The following is a 21158-nucleotide window of genomic DNA, read 5'->3' on the forward strand; positions in this document are numbered from 1 at the left end:
GTCACTCGTGGCGCAGCCGCTCCTCGATCGCCTCCCACAGGCCGGGGATCACGCCCTTGGGCGACGGGCTGTAGTGCGGCAGGGCCCACCGGGTGATGGCGGCGTCGATCACCGTGGGCCGGCCCGAGCTCAGCGCCGCGCGGAACGCCTCCTCGAACTCCTCGATCGTCTCCACGCGATGGCCGTCGGCGCCGCACAGGCGCGCGTACGCGGCGAAGTCGGGGTTGCGGAAGTCCACCAGGGCCGACTCGCCGTACGTGGCGAGCTGGTAGAGCTTCACGAGCTTGTACTCGTGGTCGTTGAAGATCACCCAGATGACCGGGATGTCGTTCTGCACGGCGGTCATCAGCTCGAACCCAGCCATGGAGTAGCACCCGTCGCCGCAGCCGACGACGACCGTGCGGTCCGGCTCGGCCAGCTTCACCCCGATCGCGCCGTTGACGTGCCCGGCCATCGGCCCGAAGGTCCCCGTCTTGCGGAAGTTCTGGCCGCTTTCGAGATCGACGTAGTAGCCGAGCCAGGCCAGGTGCGCGCCCGCGTCGGCGAGCAGCACGCCGCGCTCGGGGAGCATGCGGCCGATCGCCTGCGCGAGCTCGCCCGGGTGGATCTTGCCGGGGAAGCGGACGATGTGCCGCCTCTCGTAGTCGCGGCCCACGACCTCCGGAGGGCGGACGGGCGGGGACTTCCGCTCCAGCGCCTCGGTGATCGCCTCGATGGCCAGGCGCGCGTCGGAGACGAGCCAGTGCCGGGGGACGTAGGTCTTGCCGATCTCGCTCCGCGCGATGTTGACGTGGATGAGCTCCTTGCCGTCGAACAGGTCCTCGCGCAGGCCGAAGGTCGCGTGCTGGTTGAGCGAGTTGCCGACGGCCAGGACCACGCCGGCCTCGGAGAAGGCCTTGCGGGCCCGCGCGTGGCCGCTCTCGGAGAACACCCCGACGGCCAGCGGGTGGGTCTCGGCGATGATCCCCTTGCCGTCCAGGGTGGTCATCAGCGGGATCTGGAACCGTTCGACGAAGCGCAGCATCGCCGCCTCCGCGTGGCTGCGGATCGCGCCGAACCCGGCCAGGACGACGATCCCGCGCCCGTCCCGCATCGCCTCGGACAGCGCGCCGGCGATCGCCTCGACCTGGTCGGGGTCGGGCCGCACCGGCGCCACGTCCACGCGGACGTCGCGGTAGTCCTCCACGCTCACGCCGCGGGCGGTGAGGTTCTGCGGCACGTGGATGTGCACCGGCCCAGGACGTCCCTCGTAGGCGACGTTCACGGCCTCCTCCAGCACGTCGCACGTGTCGGCGATGTCGGTGATCAGGTACGACTTCTTCGTCGTCGCGGCGAACATCGCGTGGGAGTCGGGGGTGCGGTTCAGCCCCGAGGTGTCGTTGACCGCGCCGCGGCCGCGCCAGTCGAGCGCGATGAAACCGGTGATGGCCAGGACCGGGTAGGAGTCCGACAGCGCGACCGCCAGGCCGGAGAACAGGTTGAACGCCCCGGGGCCGACCGTCGCGAAGCAGACGCCCAGCCGGTTGGTGTACATCGCGTAGCCGCAGGCCATGAACGACGCCGCCTGCTCGTGCCGCGTCATGATCGGCCGGATCTTCGTGGAGTGCTCCAGCGCCAGCATCAAGCTGGCGACGTTCTCGCCGTTGCCGCCGAACGCGGTGTCGACCCCGGCGCTCTCCAGCCCCTTGACGAGAGCCTCATAGACCTGCATGTCGTCCTCCTCGGCCACGCGGACGGAGCGCGGCTACGCGTGCCACCGCTCGGCATGCCGCTTGTGCGCGTCGGTCGTCCCGTTGGCGAAGAACTTCGCGTAGTACTCCGGCTCGACGTGATGTGCCTGCAGCCAGATGCCGGGCACGTGGATGGCGTCGGTGTGCGCGGGGAAGCGCCCGTGCGTGTCGTGGAGGTACGTGCAGACGTCCCGTACGCATTCGATCACGGGCCGGTCGTACTCCTCCGCCTCCTCCAGATAGCGGCGTCCGTAGTCACCCTGGTAGATGCGGGCGAAGGTCTTCTCGTCGCTGTAGATGCCGCTGGGGCCGAACTTCGCCCGCACGACGCTCTCGACGGCGGCCGTCATCGAGGGGTAGTTGGGCGGGCAGGCGGCCCTGATGAGGTGCTCCCCGCCGGCCCGGAGGCCGACCGGGTGGGAGCGCAGCGCGGCGTACTTCGGCAGCGGTACCTGCCAGCGCAGGATGTCGGCGAGGCGGAAGGGCGGCGTCACGAAGTCGAAGCCCAGCATCCGGCCGTAGGCGCGGGAGAACTTCGGGTCGCCGAGCATGATCTGCGGGTGGATCGTGGCGTGGATCCAGGCGCCGAGCCCCATGGCGTCCGCGGTCAGCATCATGTTCTGCAGGAGCAGGTCGGCCTCGACCTGGGTGCGCATCGGCCCCAGGGCGCCGAGCGGCAGCTTGAGGTCCCGGTTCAGGAACCCGTTCTTGATCCACTTGCTCACGCCCGCCGGGCGGTAGAAGTTGCGGTCGTCGACCAGCGCCGGCCTGGCCCCGTCGGGCTGGGTGAGCAGGTACATCAGCCCGTTGATGTACTGGTGGGACAGGTCCACCACGGGCAGGAAGAGCGTGGTGCCGGGGAGGTTGGACAGGAAGCGGTTGGAGTCCAGGTAGGCCGGGAAGTCCCGCATGCCCTCCCGGACGTCGAGCCGGCCGGGGAGGACGCGCACCTTCGCCTGGCGGGCCCGCTCGACCAGCGTGCCGGCGTCGAAGGGCAGCTCCGGGGAGGGCGGCAGCTTCTTCAGGTAGTAGGTGCCGGTGTCGTTGATCATGAAGAAGTGTGTGCCCTGAGCGTTGTCGGGGCTGCCCGCCGTACGGCCGGTCATGTTGAGATTCGGCTTGGCCATGATGGGCTCGCCGTCGCGCGGGTCCTCGAACGGCCGGTCCGGCATGGTGAGGCCCGAGCAGCCGGTGAGCGCGATGAGCACCGCCTCCTCCAGCTCCGTCAGCGGCATCGGCGGGTGCGGCGACCGGTAGCTCATCGAGCCGGCCGGGACGGACGCGCCCCGGCTGACCCGGTGCGTCCGCCGCTTCCAGATGGTCTCCAGCAGGGGCCGGGTCAGGAGCTCCCGCAGCCCTTCCTGCCTGGTCGCCGGCTTGATGTCCATGGTCGCTCTCGCTTTCGCTCGTTTCCGGCACTCGGCGCCGTCAGGCGGGCCCGGTCCCGTCGTGCCCCTCCGGCACGGCCGGCCGCCACGGCGCGAAGGCGCTCGCCGTACGCGGCAGGTGGCCCGCCAGCTCGGGGCAGTGCCGCAGGATGACGCTGGTCATGCCGTTGCGCTCGATCCAGTCCAGCCCCAGCGGGGTGTAGATCTCGGGCCGGTAGTCGACGGTGAGGAACCGGTCGCTCTGCAGGCGGCGGCTGGCCATGAGGATGAAGATGCGGAACGCGGTGTCGCTGAAGCCGAACCGCTCGGGCGGGTTCTCCGCGAACAGCCCGACCATCGTGTCGATGTCGTCGACCGTCCGGTAGACGTCCTTGAGCCGGGCCAGCGTGTCCGGGTCGGAGCTGAGGTCCTCGAAGCGCCGCAGGCGCGGCTTGTGCAGCCCCGCGCGGAAGTCGTTGTAGCGCGGCACGCCGCGGCGGCGCGTGCGGACGAGGTCCACCACGGACAGGTCGAGGATCTCCCCGTTGCGCTCGAACGCCTGGAGCGCGCGCGGGAAGTTGCGCAGTGTGATCGCGCCCGGGTGGGCGATGCCGAACGAGTAGATCGAGTTCGCCAGGCCCGCCCGGCGCATGACCGTCTCCGTGGCCGAGCCCTGCACGTCGTTGAAGCCCAGGGTGTGCAGCGTCCGCCCGGAGGCGTGGTCGGCGATCTCGTAGTCGTCGGGGATCAGCGGGTGCATCCGGTAGACGGTGACGAAGTCCTCGGTGAGCGAGTAGGGCACCTCGTGGTGGTCCGGCAGGGTCTGGGGGATGCCCTTGAGCGCGTGCTCGTCGGCCAGCCACAGCCCGAGGTGGGCCAGCCAGTTCTCCGGCGGTCCCGACCAGTTGGCCTTCAGGCCGATGTCGATCAGGTCGGTCGCGAGGATCGCGGGCGTCCACTCCACGGTGTGGATCTTGGCGATGAGGGCGGAGACGACGAGCCGCGCCACGTGGTAGACGGTGTCCTCGTCCATGCTGGGGTACTCGCCGCGCAGGGCCTCGCACACCGCGTTGTGCTCGCGGGCGAAGAGGGTGTGCATGACGCTGAGCCCGAGCCACCAGTTCTCCCTGAACCCGGTGATCGGGATGCCGTCCGGCCCGGGCACCAGGTGCCCGTCCTCCAGGTGCAGGCGCGCGCCGCCGTCCGGCTCGCGCAGGGACTTCGCCACGCTCTCGTCCCCGCCGTAGACCTCCGAGCCGTCCCACCAGTGGGAGGCGGCGTTGGCGGTCAGGATCGGCGGCCCCGCGCTCCCCATCGGGCGCGCGCCCTCGTCCTCGGCGAAGCGCATGACCGTCTCCGGCCCGCCGCCCGGGGTGTTGGTCCAGGTCATGCCGGGAGGCAGCGGCACCTCGACGCTCTTCGTCCCGGCCGGGTAGCGCTTGTGGTCGACCCAGTCGTGCACCTGGAACTGGATCCACGCGGCGGCCAGGACGTTCAGCGACCGCGCCGGGATGAAGGTGTCGCGGTGCAGCAACTCCCTGCTGACCACCAGCGGATTGGGCTCGTCGAACAGGTCGGGCCGGTAGACCGGGCGGAGGTTGCGGCCGAAGGGCGAGCCGAGCGCGCCCATCATCGGCGCCGACAGGTCGTTGAAGGTGCCGTCGTACGTGCGCCGGGTCCGCACGTCCTCCTCGATGGGCGGCGGCACCGGGTGGGCCTTCGGCGGGGCGTCGCGGATCTCGGTGTCGATGAGGTTGTCGCGGCGCAGCACCTGGCGGATGGTCTCGACGTTGAGCAGCCCCACCCAGGTCGGCAGCCTGTCCCACGAGACGACCCGGTTGAGTGCGCCGAAGGCGCGCTGGAGCAGCGCGCCGACGACGAGGTTGCGTTTCGGCGCCGGCGTGAGGAAGCGCAGGCCGCGGCGATGGGCGCTGCCGGCCTCGTAGGCGGCCTTGCGGGCGCGGTTCAGGTTGCCGAGCGGCCGGAACTCGTCGGTGGTGTTCCACGGGTCGAAGGCGAGCTGGTCGATCCGGAGCGCGACCGCGCGCGCGTCGGCGGTGTCGAGGTCCTGGCGCGGGATCGTCAGCGTGGCCACCGGGATGGCGGGGGTGTCCTCGTCGGGCCAGTCGGCCGCGCCGTTCTCGATGGGCGTGCTCCTGGCGTCCAGGTAGCGCTGCACGCACAGCTCGAAGACGACGTCCGCGCCGGCCAGCCGGGCCGCCAGCTCGTGGCTGAGGTAGTCGGGGTCGCTCTGCGAGGCGGGCGGCGCCGCCGGCGCGCCCGCGGCCGGGCGCAGGCGGTAGCGGACCGGCCCGGCCTGGCCCCACAGGATCGCGCCGCGGCTCCAGTACGTCTCGATCGCGAGGCTGCGTATCTGGCGGCCGGTTCCCGCGGTCACGTTTCGCCGCATGCGCGTGGCCGTGGACCAGCCGACCGCCATCGGCAGCTTGACGAACACGCCGATCCCCTTGCGCAGGGTCGAGTTCGCACCGGCCATGGCCCGCGCGAAGGCGACGAACTCGCGCGCGTCCCTGGCGTGGGAGACCGGAAAGTTCGTCATCAGCAGGTCGTGGGCCTCTTCCGGCCCCACCTGGACCCGCAGCGCCGCGCCGCGCAGGTCAGGGGTGAAGTCCGGCTGGCGGGCGCCGCCGGCGTTGGACAGCCGCACGATGACCGGGTATTCGGCGCCGGGCTGGGCGAAGCCGGTCCGCAGCTCTTCCGGAAGGTCGTCGCGGAACCTCAGCCGGGCGTTCTCGACGCCGAGGATCGCCTTGGCGTGGAAGGTCCGCTCTACGCCGGGGGCGCCGGTGCGTCGCTGGATCTTCAGCTGGACGCGCATGAGATCGCGGGCCAGCCGTTCGAAGATCGTGCGCTCCACCTCGGGGCTGCCGCCGACATAACGCTCGTACTGCTCGGTCGCGGGTGATTCACGCACTGTCGGAGCTTCACCGACAAGGCGCTCCTGCTGTCTGGTCATCCGGATGTCCTCCCGGCACTCACCCGCATCGGCCATGAGAACGGTTCGCGCGACGCGGGAATGCGATTTCCGCCGGGAATCAAGCCACGTTGTCACAAAGCGCGCGCCCGGTGGGCGGGCAGGTCGGACCCGGCTTCTCCATCATCCAGGAGGCGGCGTCCTGGCCGGATAAAGCAGGCCGCATGAAGCCCAAAGGATATCCTCAACCGATTTATCACCGAACGAAACTTGTGTCGTTCTTTGGGGAACGCGGGAATGGGCGCGCGTTTGATTTCCCGCCCCCGGCGACCGGCTGGTTTACGTCCACCGCTTACGGCGGCACAGGGCCTCTCGGCCGTGCGACCTCCGCGGCGCCGGGGGGATGCTCGCGGAGCCAGGTGGCCGCCCGGCGCGCCGACGCGCGCGAAAGCCACGCGTCCTGGACCACCTCGGCCAGCTCGTCCCGGGCGAGCTCACCGATCCGGCCCGCCCGCAGCAGCACCGACGGGTGGCCGTTGAAGTGCGGGGTGGTGAAGAACGGGGACGCCTCGTCCTGGACCAGCGCCTGCTTGTCCGCCTGGGACCCGACCCAGAAGACGATCACGTCCGGGTAGCGCTCCCCCGTGTCCGGGTCGACCGCGTCCGGGCGCGGGTTGCGGAAGAAGACGAACGACTTCCCGCCCACCTGGTAGACCGGATTGCCGCCGGTCCCGTGCTCGACGGTCACGTGGGGCATGGCCAGCGCCAGCTCGTGCACGTCCTCGACGCGGGCGGGCCGGTTTCCGTCATCCTCGGGCACGGCCCCAGCGTAGGCGGCATCCGGCGGAATGTCCGCCCCGCCGACGGCGCGCCGGACGGTCCGGGAGATCTTTTTTTCGGGTTCCGCTGATTACTTTTCCGATCCTGGGGAGTCAACACAGTGGAAGGAGAGTCAGCCCCGGCAGAGAGGAACCGCCATGCCCGCGATCGATCTGGAGTCCGCCGCCCACGAGGTGGTGCGCCTCCTGGACGGTGTGACCGAGGACCGGATGGACGATCCGACGCCCTGCGCCGACACCCCCGTCGCCGCGCTGCTCGACCACCTCATGGGCTTGTCGCTGGCGTTCACGTACGCGGCCCGCAAGACCACCCCGCCCGGAGACGGATCGGGACCGGGACCGACGAGTGCCGCGCACCTCGACCCGGAGTGGCGCACGCTGCTTCCGCAGCGGCTCGACGAGCTGGTCAAGGCCTGGCGCGACCCGGATGCGTGGGAGGGGATGGCCGAGGCCGGCGGCGTGAAGATGCCCGCCGAGCAGATGGCCGTGGTCGCGCTGGACGAGCTGGTCCTGCACGGCTGGGACCTGGCCCGCGCGACCGGCCAGCCGTTCACGTGTAGCCTGGCCGACACGGCGGCGGTCCTCGAGTTCACCAGCGCGGCGGCACGGCCTGAGCACGCGGCCCAGCGGGACGGGCTGTTCGGGGCGCCGGTGGAGGTCGCCGAGGACGCACCGCCGTTCGACCGCGCACTCGGCTTCGCCGGTCGCGACCCCGCGTGGGCGCCTCCGGCCGCGTGACCCTTGGAGGTCCGGTGACACCGGAGTCGATCGCCGCCCTCGATCACATCTCGGCCGGATACGACCCGGATCCCGCGCTGTCGATGTCCTTGCACGCCGACGCCTACACGGATCCGAAGTGGTTCGGCGTCGACCAGCGGGCGATCTTCGCCCGTACGTGGCAGTGGCTGTGCCACGTGGAGAAGCTGCGGGTCCCCGGCGGCTACGTGACGGGCACGGTGGCCGGCATGCCGATCCTCGCCGTCCGGGACGAGGCCGGCACGCTGCGGGCGTTCTACAACGTGTGCAAGCACCGGGCGCACGAGCTGCTGTCCGGTTCCGGCGTCCGGCACAGCATCGTGTGCCCCTACCACGCCTGGACCTTCGACCTGACCGGCCGGTTGCGGCGGGCGCGCAACACCGGCGGCATGCCGGGCTTCGACACCTCCGCGGTGTGCCTGGACCGGATCCAGGTCGCCGAGTTCGGCGGCATGGTCTACGTCAACCTCGACCCCGAGGCGGCCCCACTGTCCGTGCAGGCTGGGGGCCTGGAGGCGTCGAGGCGCGGGCGCCCGACGTGGCCAAGCTGACCCTCGCCCGCCGGCTCACCTACGACATCGCCTCCAACTGGAAGAACGTCGTCGACAACTTCCTGGAGTGCTACCACTGTCACGTGGCCCACAAGGACTTCGTGTCCTTGGTCGACATGAGCACCTACCAGGTCACGACGTACGGGATCCACTCCAGCCACATGGCGCAGGCGGGCAGGACGGAGAACTCCGCCTACGACGTGTCGGGGGCGACGGTCACCGAGCACGCGGTGTGGTGGCTGTGGCCCAACACCTGCCTGCTGCGCTATCCCGGCCGCGGGAACTTCATGGTGCTGCAGATCATCCCCGCCGGTCCGGAACGGACGCGCGAGATCTGGGACTTCTACCTGGAGACCGCGGAGCCCGACGAGGCCGAGCTGGACAGCATCCGGTACATCGACGAGATTCTCCAGGTGGAGGACATCGCCCTGGTGGAGAGCGTCCAGCGCGGGATGCGCACCCCCGCCTTCACCCAGGGGAAGATCGTGTACGACCCCGGCGGGTCCGGCTTGTCCGAGCACGCGGTCCACCATTTCCACGGGCTCGTCCTGGAGGCGTACCGGCGCGAGCTCGGCCGGGCGTGATCGGGGCGCCCCCGTCGGGCCCGGACTCTCGAAGCGGTGATATTAGGCTTTACCTACTTGAATAATAGGTTTTAGCGTGGAGGCTCAGCGCCGCTCGAACAGAACAGGAAGACCCTGCCGATGAGCCTCCAGTTCCTCTGGTACGTCCCGAACGAGGTGCAGCCCGGGCACCGCGGCGACGACGCCGTGGCGAGCCACAACAGCCTGGAGACCCTGACCGCCCAGGCCAGGGCCCTTGAGGAGCACGGGTGGACCGGGGCGCTCATCGGCACCGGCTGGGGACGGCCCGACACCTTCACGGTCGCCACCGCGCTGGCCGCGCGGACCACGACGTTCCAGCCGCTGATCGCGGTCCGGCCCGGCTACTGGCACCCGGCCAAGTTCGCCTCCGCCGCCGCGACCCTGGACCACCTCACCGGGGGCCGGGTGCTGATCAACATCGTGTCGGGCAAGGACAACCTGGCCGCGTACGGCGACAGCGAAGGCGACCAGGCCCACCGCTACGCCCGTACCAGAGAGTTCCTCCAGATCGTGCGCAAGCTGTGGACCGGCGAGAACGTCACCTACCACGGCGAGCACTTCAGCGTCACCGGCTCCACCGTGGCGCCGCGGCCGGTCGTCCGGGGCGGGCGCGAGCATCCCCCGCTCTACTTCGGCGGCGCCTCCGATGCCGCCGAGCGGGTGGCCGCCACCGAGGCCGACGTCCAGCTCTTCTGGGGCGAGCCGCTCGCCGGCGTCGGCGAGCGGATCGAGCGGCTCAAGCACCTGAGCGAGAAGCTCGGCCGCGAGCACCCTCCGCTGGAGTACGGGCTGCGGATCACCACGCTGGTACGCGACACCACCGAGCAGGCCTGGGCCGACGCCGAGGCCAAGGTCGGGGAGATGGCGAGAGGCGGCATCAGGAGCGACCCGAACCGGCACCCCGCCGTCGGCCAGCAGCGGCTGCTCGACCTGGCCGCGAAAGGCGAGGTGCTCGACGACAACCTCTACACCGCCCCCGGCAGGTTCGGCGGCGGCGGCGCGGGCACCACCTGGCTGGTCGGCTCGGCCGCGGACGTGGCGCGGTCGCTGCGCAGGTACCAGGCCCTCGGCGTCACCCACTTCGTGCTCTCCGACACGCCCTACCTGCCGGAGATCAAGCGTCAGGGCGACCAGCTGCTGCCGCTGCTGCGCGGGTGAGCGCGCGTTCTCACCACGGGCTCGACCCGGCGCACGAGGACGGCGCCGGCTCGGCCGCCGGACGGGCATCTCACATCATGAGACGTTCCTTGACTTATATAATCCCTACCTGAAATATAGGTAATGTGATTCTGACCGCCCGTCGCGTGATCGACTTCATGTACGTGGACAGCAGCCTCTGTTAGTGCGCGGTGCTCCGTCTCGCGCGTCACCGCGCTGGAGACATTCCCGGTCGCCCCAGCTCAAGGGCATCTCATCGTGTCCGGCGGCCGTACGTCGCCCTCTTCGCCTGTCGCCTCATCCCACTGTTAGGGGCTCGCATCATCATGTGGAAATCTCGTCGGCGCGTGCGCGTCGCGGTCCTGGCCTTGGCCGTCTCGCTGTCCGGGCTCCTCGCCGCCTGCGGCACCTCCTCCGCCGCCGGTGGCGGATCCTCCTCCGGCGGCTCGGGAGCGGTGCTCAAGCTGCAGGATCCGGGCAACGCCGGGCCGCTGGCCTACGCCAAGCGCGAAGGCATCCTGGAGAAACGGCTCAAGGCCGTCGGCGCCTCGGTCGAGTGGGGCGGCTCGTACGCCTCCTTCACCGCGACCATCGACGCGGTGCACTCGGGATCGGTGAACGTCCTGGCCGGCGCCATCTCCCCCGCCGTCGGCTACCTGGCCAACAGCCCCGACATCAAGATCTTCTCGGTCACCGATCCGATCACCGACCCGGCCGCGCCGCAGACGGACGGGCTGGTGGTGCGGCCCGACAGCCCGATCAAGTCCGTGGCCGACCTGGCCGGCAAGCAGGTCGCGGTGAACAAGGGCGGCAAGGGCGAGTACCTGCTGCTGCTCGCGCTGGAGAAGGCGGGGATCCCCGTCGACCAGGTCAAGCGCGTCTACCTCAATCCCGACCAGGGCGCCGCGGCCTTCGCGACCGGCAAGGTGGACGCCTGGTGGGCGATCGTCAAGGCCTACCCCGAGGCGGTGGCCAAGGGCGCCCGGGTGATCGTGCACGGACGCGACCTGGACGACAAGGACCTGACCATTCTCGCCGCGCGCAACGAGCTGCTCGACCGGCATCCCGAGGCGGTCCAGGTCTATCTCCAGGTCCTTCAGGAGCTGACCGAGGAGGCCAGGAAGACGCCGGAGAAGTTCGAGAACGTGTTCCTGGACCAGGGACCGACGGCGGTGAGCGGTGCCCGGCTGGCGCAGAACATCGCCACGGCCAAGTACGCGAACATCCCCCGCCACGTCACCAAGGACGACGGCGCCAACATCCAGCAGGTGGCCGAGCTGTTCCGCAAGTACGGCGTGGTGTCCGCCGCCGTCGACCCGGCGGGCGTCCTCTTCGACCTGAAGGCCGCGGCGGGCTCGCCGTCGCCGGCCGCGGCCGGGTGACGGCCATGACCATGGAGAAGGTACGGCCGGGCCCGGCCACTCCGCCCGAGGCCGAGGTCTCCGGACTGGAGGCCCCCCGGTATCTCGGCACCAGGCGCCGCCCTGCGGCGCTGTCGGCCGGCGTGCGCACCGGCGTCCCCCTGCTGCTGCTCATCGCCTGGTGGTACGGGTCGGGCAGCGGGCAAATCCCGCCGGACGTGCTGGCCGCGCCGTCCTCCGTCTTCGACGCCCTGCGCGAGCTGACCGTGACCGGCCAGCTCACCGATTACCTGCTCGCCTCCGCGCATCGGGCCGGGCTGGGGGTGCTCGTCGGCGGCGGGATCGGCCTGCTGCTCGGGGTCGCCGCCGGGATCTCGGCCCTGGGCGAGGAGCTGGTCGATCCGACCATGCAGATGATGCGGGCCGTGCCGTTCCTCGCGCTCGTCCCGCTGTTCATCTCCTGGTTCGGGGTCGGCGAGACGTTCAAGATCGTGCTGATCGCGGTGTCGGCGGCCGTCCCGATGTACGCCTACACCTACCTCGGGGTCAGGAACGTCGACCGCAAGGTCGTCGAGGCGGCGCGCGGCTTCGGCCTGCGCGGTCACCGGCTGGCGCTCGGCGTCGTCATCCCGAGCGCCCTGCCCAACATCCTGATGGCGCTGCGCATCTGCCTGTCGGTCTCGCTCACCGGACTGATCGCCGCCGAGCAGATCGGGGCGACCGAGGGCATCGGCTACCTCGTCACGCTGGCGCAGCAGTACTTCCGCCTCGACTACATGGTGCTCTGCATCCTCATCTACGCCGGTCTCGGGCTGATCTTCGACGGTGCGATCCGGCTGGTGGAGCGCCTGGCGATGCCCTGGCGCCGGCACGTGGTCGCCCGATGACCGGCCCGGCGACCGGCGAGGACCTCGCCGTCCGGATAACCGGGCTGCACAAGGCCTTCGGCGCGAAGTCCGTGCTGTCCGGCATCGATCTGGAGATCCGCAGGGGCGAGTTCTTCGCCCTGCTCGGCCCGAGCGGCACCGGGAAGACCACGCTCCTCCGCATCCTCGCGGGCCTGGAGGTCCCGGACGCCGGCACCGTGCTGGCGGCCCGCCGCCGCACCACGGTCTACCAGGAGCCCCGGCTCATCCCGGCCAGGAGGGTGCTCGCCAACGTCACCCTCGGGCTCCCGCCCGCCGCGCGGGACTCCGGGCGACGGGCTCTGGCCGAGGTCGGGCTGGAGGGCTACGACCGCGCCTGGCCGGCGACACTCTCCGGCGGGGAGGCGCAGCGGGTGGCCCTCGCCCGAGCCCTGGTCCGCGATCCGGAGGTGCTCCTGCTCGACGAGCCGTTCGCCGCGCTGGACGCGCTGACCCGGCTCCAGATGCAGGAGCTGGTCGCGGAGCTCTGCGCGCGGCACCGCCCGGCGGTCGTGCTCGTCACGCACGACGTGGACGAGGCCGTACGGCTGGCGGACCGGGTCGTCGTGCTTCGGGACGGGGCCCTGGCCGTGGACCAGCGGATCGACCTGCCCCATCCCCGGGACCGCAACAGCCCTTCGTTCGTCGGCCACCGCCGCCTGTTCCTGAGCCATCTGGGCGTCGTCCCCGACTCACCTCATTTCGCTTCGACGCAGACGTAGGAGTTCCATGTCATCCATCGACAAGATCTGGTACACCCGGTGCCCCGTCCCCACTGCCAGCGGCCTGGCCCACAACCAGGGCTGGCTGGCCGAGGAGTTCCGGGCGGCCGGCCTGGACGTGGGCATCCTTCAGGACGCGGGACCGGAGCTGGCCGGGCACCACTTCGATCACCGGCTGCTGGGGCTGTTCAGGGAGGGCGGCAACGTGCCCGCGCTGGCGGCCCGGTCGGCCGGCGCCCCGACCCGGCTGATCGGGCTGACCTGGATCGAGGAGTGGCAGTCCATCCTGGTCCGGGCCGGCAGCGGCATCGGCGGCGCCGCGGACCTGGCCGGCGCGCGGGTCGCGCTGCCCGCGTGGGCCGAGACCCGGGCCAAGAGCTTCCCCCGTGCCATGGCCCTGCACGGGATCAAGGGCGCGCTGTCGCAGGGCGGGCTGACCCTCGACGACGTCACGTTCGTGGAGGTGGCGGCGCAGTCCCGCCCGTCGGTCGGCCGGGACGCCGGCTCCCGGGCGTTCTCCTGGCCGGGCATCGCTGAGCTGGCCCGCGGCGAGGTCGATGCCGTGTACGCCAAGGGGGCGCGAGCCGCGGAGCAGGCCAGGGAGATCGGCGCGGTCGTGGCCGTCGACCTGGACGCGCACTCCGACCGCCGTACCAGGGTGAACAACGGCACCCCCAGGCCGATCACGGTGCACGAGCGGCTCCTGGACGAGCATCCCGAGCTGGTCGTCGGGTTCCTGGCCCAGACGCTGCGCGCGGCCGACTGGGCGCGGGGCAACCTGGAGCGGGTCCGCGAGATCCTCGCCGGGGAGACGCGGTCCGGGCCGGACGCCGTCGCCACCGCCTACCGGGGCGACTTCCACCACTCGCTGCACCCTGACCTGTCGCCGGAGCGGCTGGACCTGCTGCACGTCCAGAAGGACTTCCTGCTGGTGCACGGCTTCCTCGACGCCGACGTGGACCTCGACGCGTGGATCGCCCGCGAACCGCTCGAACTCGCCCGCCGGCGCCTCGACGCCGCGGCCGCGCGGAGCGATCGGCCGCACCCGGAGCACGGCGTTGCGCCCGCAGGGGCGGTGGCGTGATGGCCGGACAGCCGGACTTCCTGGTCACGGTGCCGACCCGGGGCGACGGGCGGGACCCGCTGCGGCGGGATCGAGGAGGGTGGCAGCCCGGCGGGCACCGCCCGCTGCCCCCGTTCGTCACCGATCTCCGGGCCGGCGCCTCCGGCCCGTTCGACCACCTCGCCCAGATCGGCCGGGCCGCGGAGCTGGCCGCGATCGGCGGGGCGCTGGTGCCGTTCGATCCCGCCGGGGAGGAGTCGCTGGTGGTCGCCGCCGGCCTGCTCAGGCAGAGCCGTCACCTGCGGGTCGTGGCCGGGTTCCACCCCGGGATCGCCACGCCCGTCTACGCGGCCAAGGTCTCGGCCTCCCTCCAGCGCTTCACCGGCAACCGGCTCGGCTGGCAGCTCGACGTCGAGCTCGACCCGGCCGTCGCGCGCTCGCAAGGGGACTTCCTGCAAGGGGCCGACCGTTACGCGCGGGCCGAAGAGTTCCTCAGCGTGGCCAAGGGCGTGTGGCACGAGGAGGGCTACACCTACGAGGGCCGCTTCTACCAGGTGCTCGCGGGCGGCTTCCAGTCGCCGAACTCGGGCCTGCCGTTCCCCCGCGTCCACCTGACCGGCTCCTCGCCGGAGGCGCTGGCGCTCTCGGCCCGGCACGCCGACGTGCATCTGTTCACCCCGGACCAGGACATCGAGACCGCCATCGGCGAGCTGGCCGCCCTGTCCGCGCGGGAAGGACGTCGCGTCGAGTACGGCCTGCGGCTGCCCGTCCTGGCCCGGGATGACGACGACGAGGCGTGGGCGGAGGCCCGCCGGCTGTGGGAGCTCACCGGCGACGGCGGCCTGCCGGATCCGGATCCGCGTACCCGGTTGTGGCCAGGTTTCCACCGCATCGCCGGGTCCGGGCCGTCCGGCCTGGTCGGCTCGTACGCGACCGTCGCGGCCGGCATCCGCGGCTACCTCGACCGGGGCGTCACCACCTTCGTGCTGGAGTCGCGGCCGCATCTGGAGGAGACCTACCGGCTGGGCGAGCGGCTGCTGCCGCTGTTCGCGAAGGAGATCGAGCATGTCCATTGACATCTACTGGCGCATCGGCACCCACGGTGACCAGCAGTCGCTGCGGCGCCGGGTGTCCAGCCGGGGAGAGTGGGCACCGGTGGTGCCGGGCAGCCTCGCCCCGGGGGTGCGCGACGGCCGCCGCGACGGGTACTCCTACCTCGACCACATGGCCGACGTCGCCAGGGCCTCGGAGAGCTCCGGGTTCGTCGGCGGCCTGCTGCCGTCGTTCCCCTTCACCGACGATCCGTGGGCCACGGCGGCGGCCCTGGCCCGCGAGACCTCCACCTACCGTTTCATGATCGCCTACCAGCCGGGTTTCCTCCATCCGGTGCAGGCGGCGCGGATGTCGGCGAGCCTGCAGCGGGCGACCGGCGGCCGGGTCGTCTACAACATCATCTCGGGCGGTGGCGGCCCCGCCCAGCTGTGGTGGGGCGACCGGGTCGACCACGACGACCGGTACGCCCGCACCTCGGAGTTCCTCGACGTGCTCAAGGGCGTGTGGAGCGGCGGCCCCTTCGACTACCAGGGCCGCTTCTACCAGGTCGAGGGGGCGGGGCTGCCCGAGCCGCTCGCCCGGCAGCCCTTCCCGGAGATCTACTTCTCCGGCTCGTCCAAGGCCGCCATCGAGGCGGCGGGCCGGCACGCCGACTACTACCTGTCGTGGCTGGAGCCCTTCCCCGACCTGGCGGCCAAGTTCGCCCAGGTGCGCGAGCACAGCACCGCGCTCGGGCGCGCGCCGAAGTTCGCCGTACGCGTCGACATCCTCGCCCGCGAGAGCGAGCAGGCGGCGTGGGAGGAGATCCGGCGCGGCTGGGCACACGTCGACCCGGCGGCGCTGCGCAGCGCGGACGGCGACTCCGTGGGCTGGCTGCGCAGCCAGTCGTTCGTCTCCTGGCCGGTGCGCGACCACCGGGAGCTGGAGGTGTCGCCGAACGTCTGGGGCGGCTTCCACCTGCTCCGCGGCGGTCCCGCGTTCGGGCTCGTCGGCAGCTACCAGCAGGTCGCCGACCGGCTCGACGAGCTGATCGGCCTCGGCGTCGACGCTTTCATCCTCGCCGGGGTGCCGCATCTCGAAGAGGCGTACCGCGTCGGCGAAGAGGTGCTTCCGCTGCTCCGCGGCCACGACCTCCGCCAGAACCCCCCGCTTTCCCCCGTATCGGTAACGAAGGGATCCATCTGATGAGCGTTCGCGTCGGTTACTTCCCCAACAACAACTCCCTCTGGGTGCTGCGGCACCGGGGCATCCTGGAACGCTCCCTGCCCGATGTGGAATGGGTGGATCTGCGCAGCCTGCCGCAGGGTGAGCGTCCCTCCCCTGCCGACGGACTGCCCACCGTGCACGGTGACCGCCTTTTCGACGGCGGCTACGACTTCATCGGCACCGGCTCCACCCCGCCGGTCACCGCGCAGGGCAAGGGACACGACGTCGTCTATGTCGCGATCTCCGGCTCGCGCCACGAGAACGGCCGGTTGGTCGTCCACGACGACTCCCCGATCAAGTCGCCGGCGGACCTCAAGGGCAAGCGGGTCGCGCTGGGGCACGGCTCCTGGCAGACGACGCTGCTGCTGTTCGCCCTCGACCGGGTAGGGCTGACCTGGAAGGACATCGAGCCGGTGGACGCGTACGGGGACGCCGCCCAGCTGTTCCTGGACCGCGCGGTGGACGCGTGGGTCGGCTCGTACCCGGCTCTCACCCGCGTCGAGCAGCAGGCCGCGACCCGGGAGCTCGTCGCGACGGACGGGCTGTTCAGCCACCGCTCGCTCTGGTTCACCCGCCGCGACTTCGCCGAGCGGCACCCGGAAGAGCTCGCCGCCATCGTCGCCGCCCTCCAGGAGTCCGACGCCTGGATCCAGCAGAACTACCGGGCCGCGGCGGAGTTGTTCGCCGCCGACGCCGCCGGCCACGGGGGCGGGGACGTCGACGCCTGGGAACACGCCCTGCGCCACCGCCCGTTCGGGCTGCACCCCGTCAGCGACGACTTCGTCGCCGAGCAGCAGCGGGCGGCCGATCTCTTCCACGCCAGCGGCCTGATCGACCGGAAGATCACCGTGGCCGAGGCTGTGCTCCCCGAGATCGCCCGGCTGGTGGAGACGGTCCGGGTTCCGTGACGGGACCGCGCCCGGCGATCGGCTTGTCCGCCGGGCGCCGGCCGGCGCCACGCTCACAAGGTCAGGCCGCCGACCGCCGCCACTTCGACGCGTCCTGATCCGCCGGGTGGGGCTGTACGAGCACCGGCGTGTCCGACACCACCACGACGGAGTACGGCAGGCTAGGGGACCGGAGGTCGGAGCCGGCCAGGTCCTCCAGGGCCGGTGACTGCGTGCGCTGCGGGGGGATGGTCAGGCGGAACGGCCCCAGCGGCTGACTTCCCTCCGCGCAGAACGTCAGCTCGACGTGGGCGGTGCCGGAGCCGAGATTGAACAGGCCGAGCCGGTCGCCGGCCCGGCACCCGTCGGTGATCGCCATCTTCCAGTTCCCCACCATGGTGCTCATTCGCGACTCCCGTCTGCTTCTGCGCCAGTCCTCCCGCTACCCCGACAAACCGGGATCTATCGCGAAGTCAGGCTCACGGGTGGATCGCGGCCGCTCGGCCCTGTGACCGGGCGGGGTGGCGGCCCGCGCTCACGTCATGTGGTGACCTGCGCTATACCCGCAGGTGGTGCCGCCACGGGTAGTCCCTGTGGCATGAAAGCCATCAACGTGTGCCTGGGCATAGACGTGGACGCCGTGGCCGGCTGGATCGGCTCGTACGGCGGCCAGGATTCGCCCAACGACATCCAGCGAGGCGTCTTCGCCGCCGAGGTCGGAACCCCGCGGCTGCTGCGGCTGTTCGAGCGCGAGGACATCAGGACGAGCTGGTTCGTGCCCGGCCACTCGGCGGAGTCGTTCCCCGAGCAGATGCGCCAGATCGTCGAGGCCGGGCACGACGTCGGCGCGCACGGCTACATGCACGAGAACCCGGTCTCCATGTCCGCCCAGCAGGAGGAGGACGTGCTGGCCCGCAGCCTGGAGGTCCTGGACGAGGTGCTCGGCGTCCGGCCGCGCGGCTACGTCGCCCCCTGGTGGGAGATGTCCGCACGGACCATCGACCTGCTGCTGCGCTACGGCTTCACCTACGACCATTCGCAGTCCTACCGCGACTTCCAGCCCTTCTACGCCCGCAGCGGCGAGGAATGGACCCGCATCGACTACGACAAGGACGCGTCGACCTGGATGAAGCCGCTGGTCCACGGCCGGGAGGCGAACCTCGTGGAGTTCTCCGCCAGCTGGTATCTCGACGACCTGCCGCCGATGATGTTCATCAAGAGCTCGCCGAACAGCCACGGCTTCGTCAATCCGCGCGATCTCGAACAGCAGTGGCGCGACCAGTTCGACTGGGTCCACCGCGAGCTCGACTACGCGGTCTTCCCCATCACGCTGCACCCCGACGTCAGCGGCCGGCCGCAGGTGCTGCTGATGCTGGAGCGGCTGATCGCCTACCTGCGCGGGCACGAGGGCGTCAGGTTCATGTCGCTGGCCGAGGCCGAGGACGACTTCCGCGCCCGCTTCCCCTTCGACGGCGGAGAGCGTCCGGCGGACATGCGGTGAGCCCCCTGCAGTGGCGGGAGCTCCTGACCGGCGTGCTCGCCGAGGCGGCCGAGGTGGACGGCGGCCGGGTCGCCTCCTACGTCCCCGCGCTGGCGGCCACCGACCCGAGCCTGCTCGCGCTGGCGGTGGCCACCCCGGACGGTGACGTGGCGGCCGTCGGCGACCGGGACGTCCCGTTCGCGCTGATGTCGGCGGCCAAACCGTTCACCTACGCCCTGGCGCTCGCCGAGCACGGCTTCGCCAAGGTGCACGAGCACGTGGGCGCCGAGCCCAGCGGGGCCCGCTTCGACGCGACGGCCACGATCGACGGGTCGGGCGTCCCGTACAACCCGATGACGAACATGGGCGCCATCGTGACGGCCTCCCTGATCGGCGGCCGGACCTTCGGCGAGCGCCGGGACCGGGTGCTGGAGTGCCTGAGCCGCTTCGCCGGCCGCCCGCTGGACGTGTCCGCCGCCGTCCTCGACAGCCAGCGGCTCGCCGGCGACCGCAACAAGGCCCTGGCCTACCTGGCGCACGGCAGCGGCTGCCTGGCGGGCGACCCGGCCGAGACCGTGGACCGCTACTTCACGCAGTGCGCGACCCTCGTGACCGTGGGCGACCTGGCCGTGATGGCGGCGACCCTGGCCTGCGGGGGCGTGAACCCGCGTACCGGCGAGCGGGTGGTCGGCGCAGACGTCGCCCGTACCGTGCTGGCGGTGATGACGACCTGCGGCATGTACGACGCGTCGGGGAGCTGGCTGGTGCGCTCGGGCCTGCCGGCGAAGAGCGGCGTGGCCGGCTGTGTGGCGGCCGCGTTGCCGGGGCGCATCGGCATCGCGGCCTACAGCCCGCCGGTGGACGAGCGAGGCAACAGCGTGCGGGCGATGGCCGCCTGCGCGCGGCTGGCCGACCGCCTCGATCTCCACCTGCTCAGTGCTCGGCGCCCTCCGGAGGCGGGCTCGCACCACCCATCGGGTGCCGTCTAGGGGGTCCACCTGATGCTGGGGTTGATGCCGCCGGTCCAGTTGAAGACCGCCATGTTGTCCCACTGGTTGCCGGTCCCGTTGATGTTGGCCGGGTCCCAGCCGTTGCCCTGGATGGCGTACCAGGTGGGCTCCCAGTAGAAGACGCCGATCGCGCCGGCGTTGCGGGCGGTGTTCTGGACGTGGGTGAAGTTGGTGGCCTGGCCGGCCCAGGTGGCGGGGTAACCGGAGCAGGGGGTCGAGCCGCCGATGACGTTGGCCTCGCTGTCGGCGTTGGCGGAGGTGAACGGGTAGGCGGTCTCGGCCACGATGACCGGCTTGCCGTAGCGGGTGCGGACGTCGCTGATGACGTTGTAGAGGGTGGTCAGGGAGCCGTGCCACATGCAGTAGTACGACAGGGCGGTGAGGTCCCACGGCACGCCCTTGGCGCGGATGCCGTCGTAGAACCAGCGGGCGTTGGCGAGGCTGTCGGCGTTGGCGGTGTGGATGATCACCTGGGTACCGCTGTTGCAGGCCTTGGTGGCGTTGTAGCCGGCCTTGAGCAGCAGGCTGAGGTTGGTGAAGTCGTTGTTGACGACCTTGCCGTCGTTCCAGAGCATGCCGACGTTGATCTCGTTGCCGATCTGCACGCTGTCGGGGGTGGTGCCCTGGGCCTTGAGGCTGGTGCAGACGTCGTAGGTGTAGTTGTAGACGTCGGTCTGGAGCTGGGCGATGCCGTGACTCGCCCAGGCGGCCGGCTTGAACTGTTTGCCGGGGTCGGCCCAGGTGTCGGAGTAGTGGAAGTCGATCATCAGGCCGAGCCCTCTGGCTTTGACCTGCTTGGCGTAGGCGAGGACCTTCGCCTTGTTGTTGTAGCCGCTGGCCGGGTTGTTCCAGATGCGGAGCCGGACGTAGTTGACGCCGGCGCCGGTGAGGATGTCCAGCGGGTCGGCGGCCGTACCCGCCGCGTTGTAGTAGCGGGCGCCCAGGTCGAGGCTGCGCTGGACGGAGGAGACGTCGGCGCCGCGCATGGTGATGGCGGCCGCGGCGGGGGCGGGGTTCAGCGCCATGGCGGCGAGCAGCGTGGCGAGTGCGAGGAGGAGCCTGCATAAACGGTGTCCGAGCATGGCGGGCCTCTTTCTGTGCACGTTCACGGACAGCGGGAAACCGGAATTGCCTGACAAGGATGCCCTTTTAGATACAAAAAAGGACATATACTTTCTGTGCACGTTCACAGAAGTCTTGCGCACGACAATAGGAAAGAATCGCCCGCCCGTGAAGAGGTCATTTCACCGGGCTGCCACGGCACCTGTGAGCCGCGCCGGCCCGCCCCGGGGGAGCTACGCGAGGTCGATGCCGGCCGAACGCAGTCTCGCCTCGACCAACGCCCTCAACCGGATCCAGGCCGGCTTCTGCTCTTCTCCGTGCTGGGTGAAGCCGAGTTCGGCGGCCACCTTGTCCAGCTTGGCGAGAACGCGGTCGGGCAGCAGGGCCCGGTCGCCGGTGGCGAGCCGGCGCAGCAGGTCGGCCGATCCGTAGCGCCGATCAGCCCGTGGCGGTGGTAGTGCCGCACGG

The 21158-nt window shown here is 71.1% G+C and carries 20 protein-coding genes; 14 read left to right on the forward strand and 6 right to left on the reverse strand.

Translation table 11 applies throughout. The annotated features are described in order from the left end of the window. Position 1: 1 nt before the first annotated feature. The 4 genes from ETD85_RS06185 to ETD85_RS06200 all read right to left on the reverse strand — a co-directional run bounded on the left by ETD85_RS06185 (position 2) and on the right by ETD85_RS06200 (position 6852). Positions 2–1711, reverse strand: a complete 1710-nt coding sequence (locus tag ETD85_RS06185) for a thiamine pyrophosphate-binding protein (RefSeq protein WP_138688631.1) — start codon at positions 1709–1711, stop codon at positions 2–4. A 33-nt stretch (positions 1712–1744) separates the two neighbouring features. Continuing rightward, complete coding sequence (locus ETD85_RS06190; protein ID WP_138688632.1) at positions 1745–3118, reverse strand: hypothetical protein; 1374 nt, start codon at positions 3116–3118, stop codon at positions 1745–1747. Positions 3119–3158: 40 nt separating this feature from the next. Continuing rightward, complete coding sequence (locus tag ETD85_RS06195) at positions 3159–6032, reverse strand: peroxidase family protein (protein ID WP_206058122.1); 2874 nt, start codon at positions 6030–6032, stop codon at positions 3159–3161. Between the two features lie 352 nt (positions 6033–6384). After that, entirely contained in the window at positions 6385–6852 is a 468-nt protein-coding gene (locus tag ETD85_RS06200; protein ID WP_240778987.1) for an MmcQ/YjbR family DNA-binding protein, read from the reverse strand. A 157-nt stretch (positions 6853–7009) separates the two neighbouring features. Between ETD85_RS06200 and ETD85_RS06205 the strand changes: the two genes are divergently transcribed. From ETD85_RS06205 to ETD85_RS06250, 11 genes are all read left to right on the forward strand, one after another. Next, positions 7010–7609 (forward strand): TIGR03086 family metal-binding protein, encoded by a 600-nt coding sequence (locus tag ETD85_RS06205; RefSeq protein ID WP_138688634.1) that lies wholly within the window; start codon positions 7010–7012, stop codon positions 7607–7609. A gap of 14 nt (positions 7610–7623) precedes the next feature. After that, positions 7624–8178, forward strand: a complete 555-nt coding sequence (locus ETD85_RS64485; RefSeq protein WP_206058123.1) for an aromatic ring-hydroxylating oxygenase subunit alpha — start codon at positions 7624–7626, stop codon at positions 8176–8178. After that, entirely contained in the window at positions 8166–8762 is a 597-nt protein-coding gene (locus tag ETD85_RS64490; protein WP_206058124.1) for an RHO alpha subunit C-terminal catalytic domain-containing protein, read from the forward strand. Before ETD85_RS64485 ends, ETD85_RS64490 begins: the two co-directional genes overlap by 13 nt. 120 nt (positions 8763–8882) lie before the next feature. Beyond that, positions 8883–9941, forward strand: a complete 1059-nt coding sequence (locus ETD85_RS06215) for an LLM class flavin-dependent oxidoreductase (RefSeq protein ID WP_138688635.1) — start codon at positions 8883–8885, stop codon at positions 9939–9941. A 347-nt stretch (positions 9942–10288) separates the two neighbouring features. Next, on the forward strand, positions 10289–11323 hold the full coding sequence (locus ETD85_RS06220) for an NrtA/SsuA/CpmA family ABC transporter substrate-binding protein (RefSeq protein ID WP_240778988.1): 1035 nt from the start codon (positions 10289–10291) through the stop codon (positions 11321–11323). 5 nt (positions 11324–11328) lie between these two features. Further along, a complete protein-coding gene (locus ETD85_RS06225) occupies positions 11329–12189 on the forward strand; it encodes an ABC transporter permease (protein ID WP_138688637.1) in 861 nt (286 codons plus the stop codon). After that, positions 12186–12929, forward strand: coding sequence for an ABC transporter ATP-binding protein (locus ETD85_RS06230; protein WP_138688638.1), 744 nt, complete (start codon positions 12186–12188; stop codon positions 12927–12929). Before ETD85_RS06225 ends, ETD85_RS06230 begins: the two co-directional genes overlap by 4 nt. Positions 12930–12936: 7 nt before the next feature. Then, positions 12937–14013 carry an ABC transporter substrate-binding protein gene (locus ETD85_RS06235; RefSeq protein ID WP_138688639.1) on the forward strand — a complete coding sequence of 359 codons (1077 nt, stop codon included), beginning with the start codon at positions 12937–12939 and terminating at the stop codon, positions 14011–14013. Next, entirely contained in the window at positions 14013–15068 is a 1056-nt protein-coding gene (locus ETD85_RS06240; RefSeq protein ID WP_138688640.1) for an LLM class flavin-dependent oxidoreductase, read from the forward strand. The genes ETD85_RS06235 and ETD85_RS06240 overlap by 1 nt, the downstream gene beginning before the upstream one ends. Next, complete coding sequence (locus tag ETD85_RS06245; protein ID WP_138688641.1) at positions 15058–16230, forward strand: LLM class flavin-dependent oxidoreductase; 1173 nt, start codon at positions 15058–15060, stop codon at positions 16228–16230. Before ETD85_RS06240 ends, ETD85_RS06245 begins: the two co-directional genes overlap by 11 nt. Then, positions 16230–17159 carry an ABC transporter substrate-binding protein gene (locus tag ETD85_RS06250; RefSeq protein WP_138688642.1) on the forward strand — a complete coding sequence of 310 codons (930 nt, stop codon included), beginning with the start codon at positions 16230–16232 and terminating at the stop codon, positions 17157–17159. Before ETD85_RS06245 ends, ETD85_RS06250 begins: the two co-directional genes overlap by 1 nt. Positions 17160–17220: 61 nt before the next feature. On the opposite strand, the gene ETD85_RS06255 is transcribed toward ETD85_RS06250, so the two are convergent. Further along, positions 17221–17544, reverse strand: a complete 324-nt coding sequence (locus ETD85_RS06255) for a sensory rhodopsin transducer (RefSeq protein WP_138688643.1) — start codon at positions 17542–17544, stop codon at positions 17221–17223. Positions 17545–17736: 192 nt separating this feature from the next. Here ETD85_RS06255 and ETD85_RS06260 point away from each other — a divergent pair, with 192 nt between their 5' ends. Both ETD85_RS06260 and glsA read left to right on the forward strand, forming a co-directional pair. Beyond that, on the forward strand, positions 17737–18639 hold the full coding sequence (locus ETD85_RS06260) for a polysaccharide deacetylase family protein (RefSeq protein WP_138688644.1): 903 nt from the start codon (positions 17737–17739) through the stop codon (positions 18637–18639). Further along, positions 18636–19607: a glutaminase A gene (gene glsA, locus ETD85_RS06265; RefSeq protein ID WP_138688645.1), complete on the forward strand. Its 972-nt coding sequence runs from the start codon at positions 18636–18638 to the stop codon at positions 19605–19607. The genes ETD85_RS06260 and glsA overlap by 4 nt, the downstream gene beginning before the upstream one ends. Here the strand turns inward: glsA and ETD85_RS06270 are convergent. Beyond that, complete coding sequence (locus ETD85_RS06270; protein ID WP_138688646.1) at positions 19604–20710, reverse strand: glycoside hydrolase family 53 protein; 1107 nt, start codon at positions 20708–20710, stop codon at positions 19604–19606. The genes glsA and ETD85_RS06270 overlap by 4 nt on opposite strands. 297 nt (positions 20711–21007) lie before the next feature. On the opposite strand from ETD85_RS06270, the gene ETD85_RS64495 reads away from it, so the two are divergent. After that, on the forward strand, positions 21008–21148 hold the full coding sequence (locus ETD85_RS64495; protein WP_206058127.1) for a hypothetical protein: 141 nt from the start codon (positions 21008–21010) through the stop codon (positions 21146–21148). Positions 21149–21158 lie beyond the last annotated feature (10 nt).

Source organism: Nonomuraea zeae, assembly GCF_005889725.1.
In the GTDB taxonomy this organism is placed as follows: Bacteria; Actinomycetota; Actinomycetes; order Streptosporangiales; family Streptosporangiaceae; genus Nonomuraea; species Nonomuraea zeae.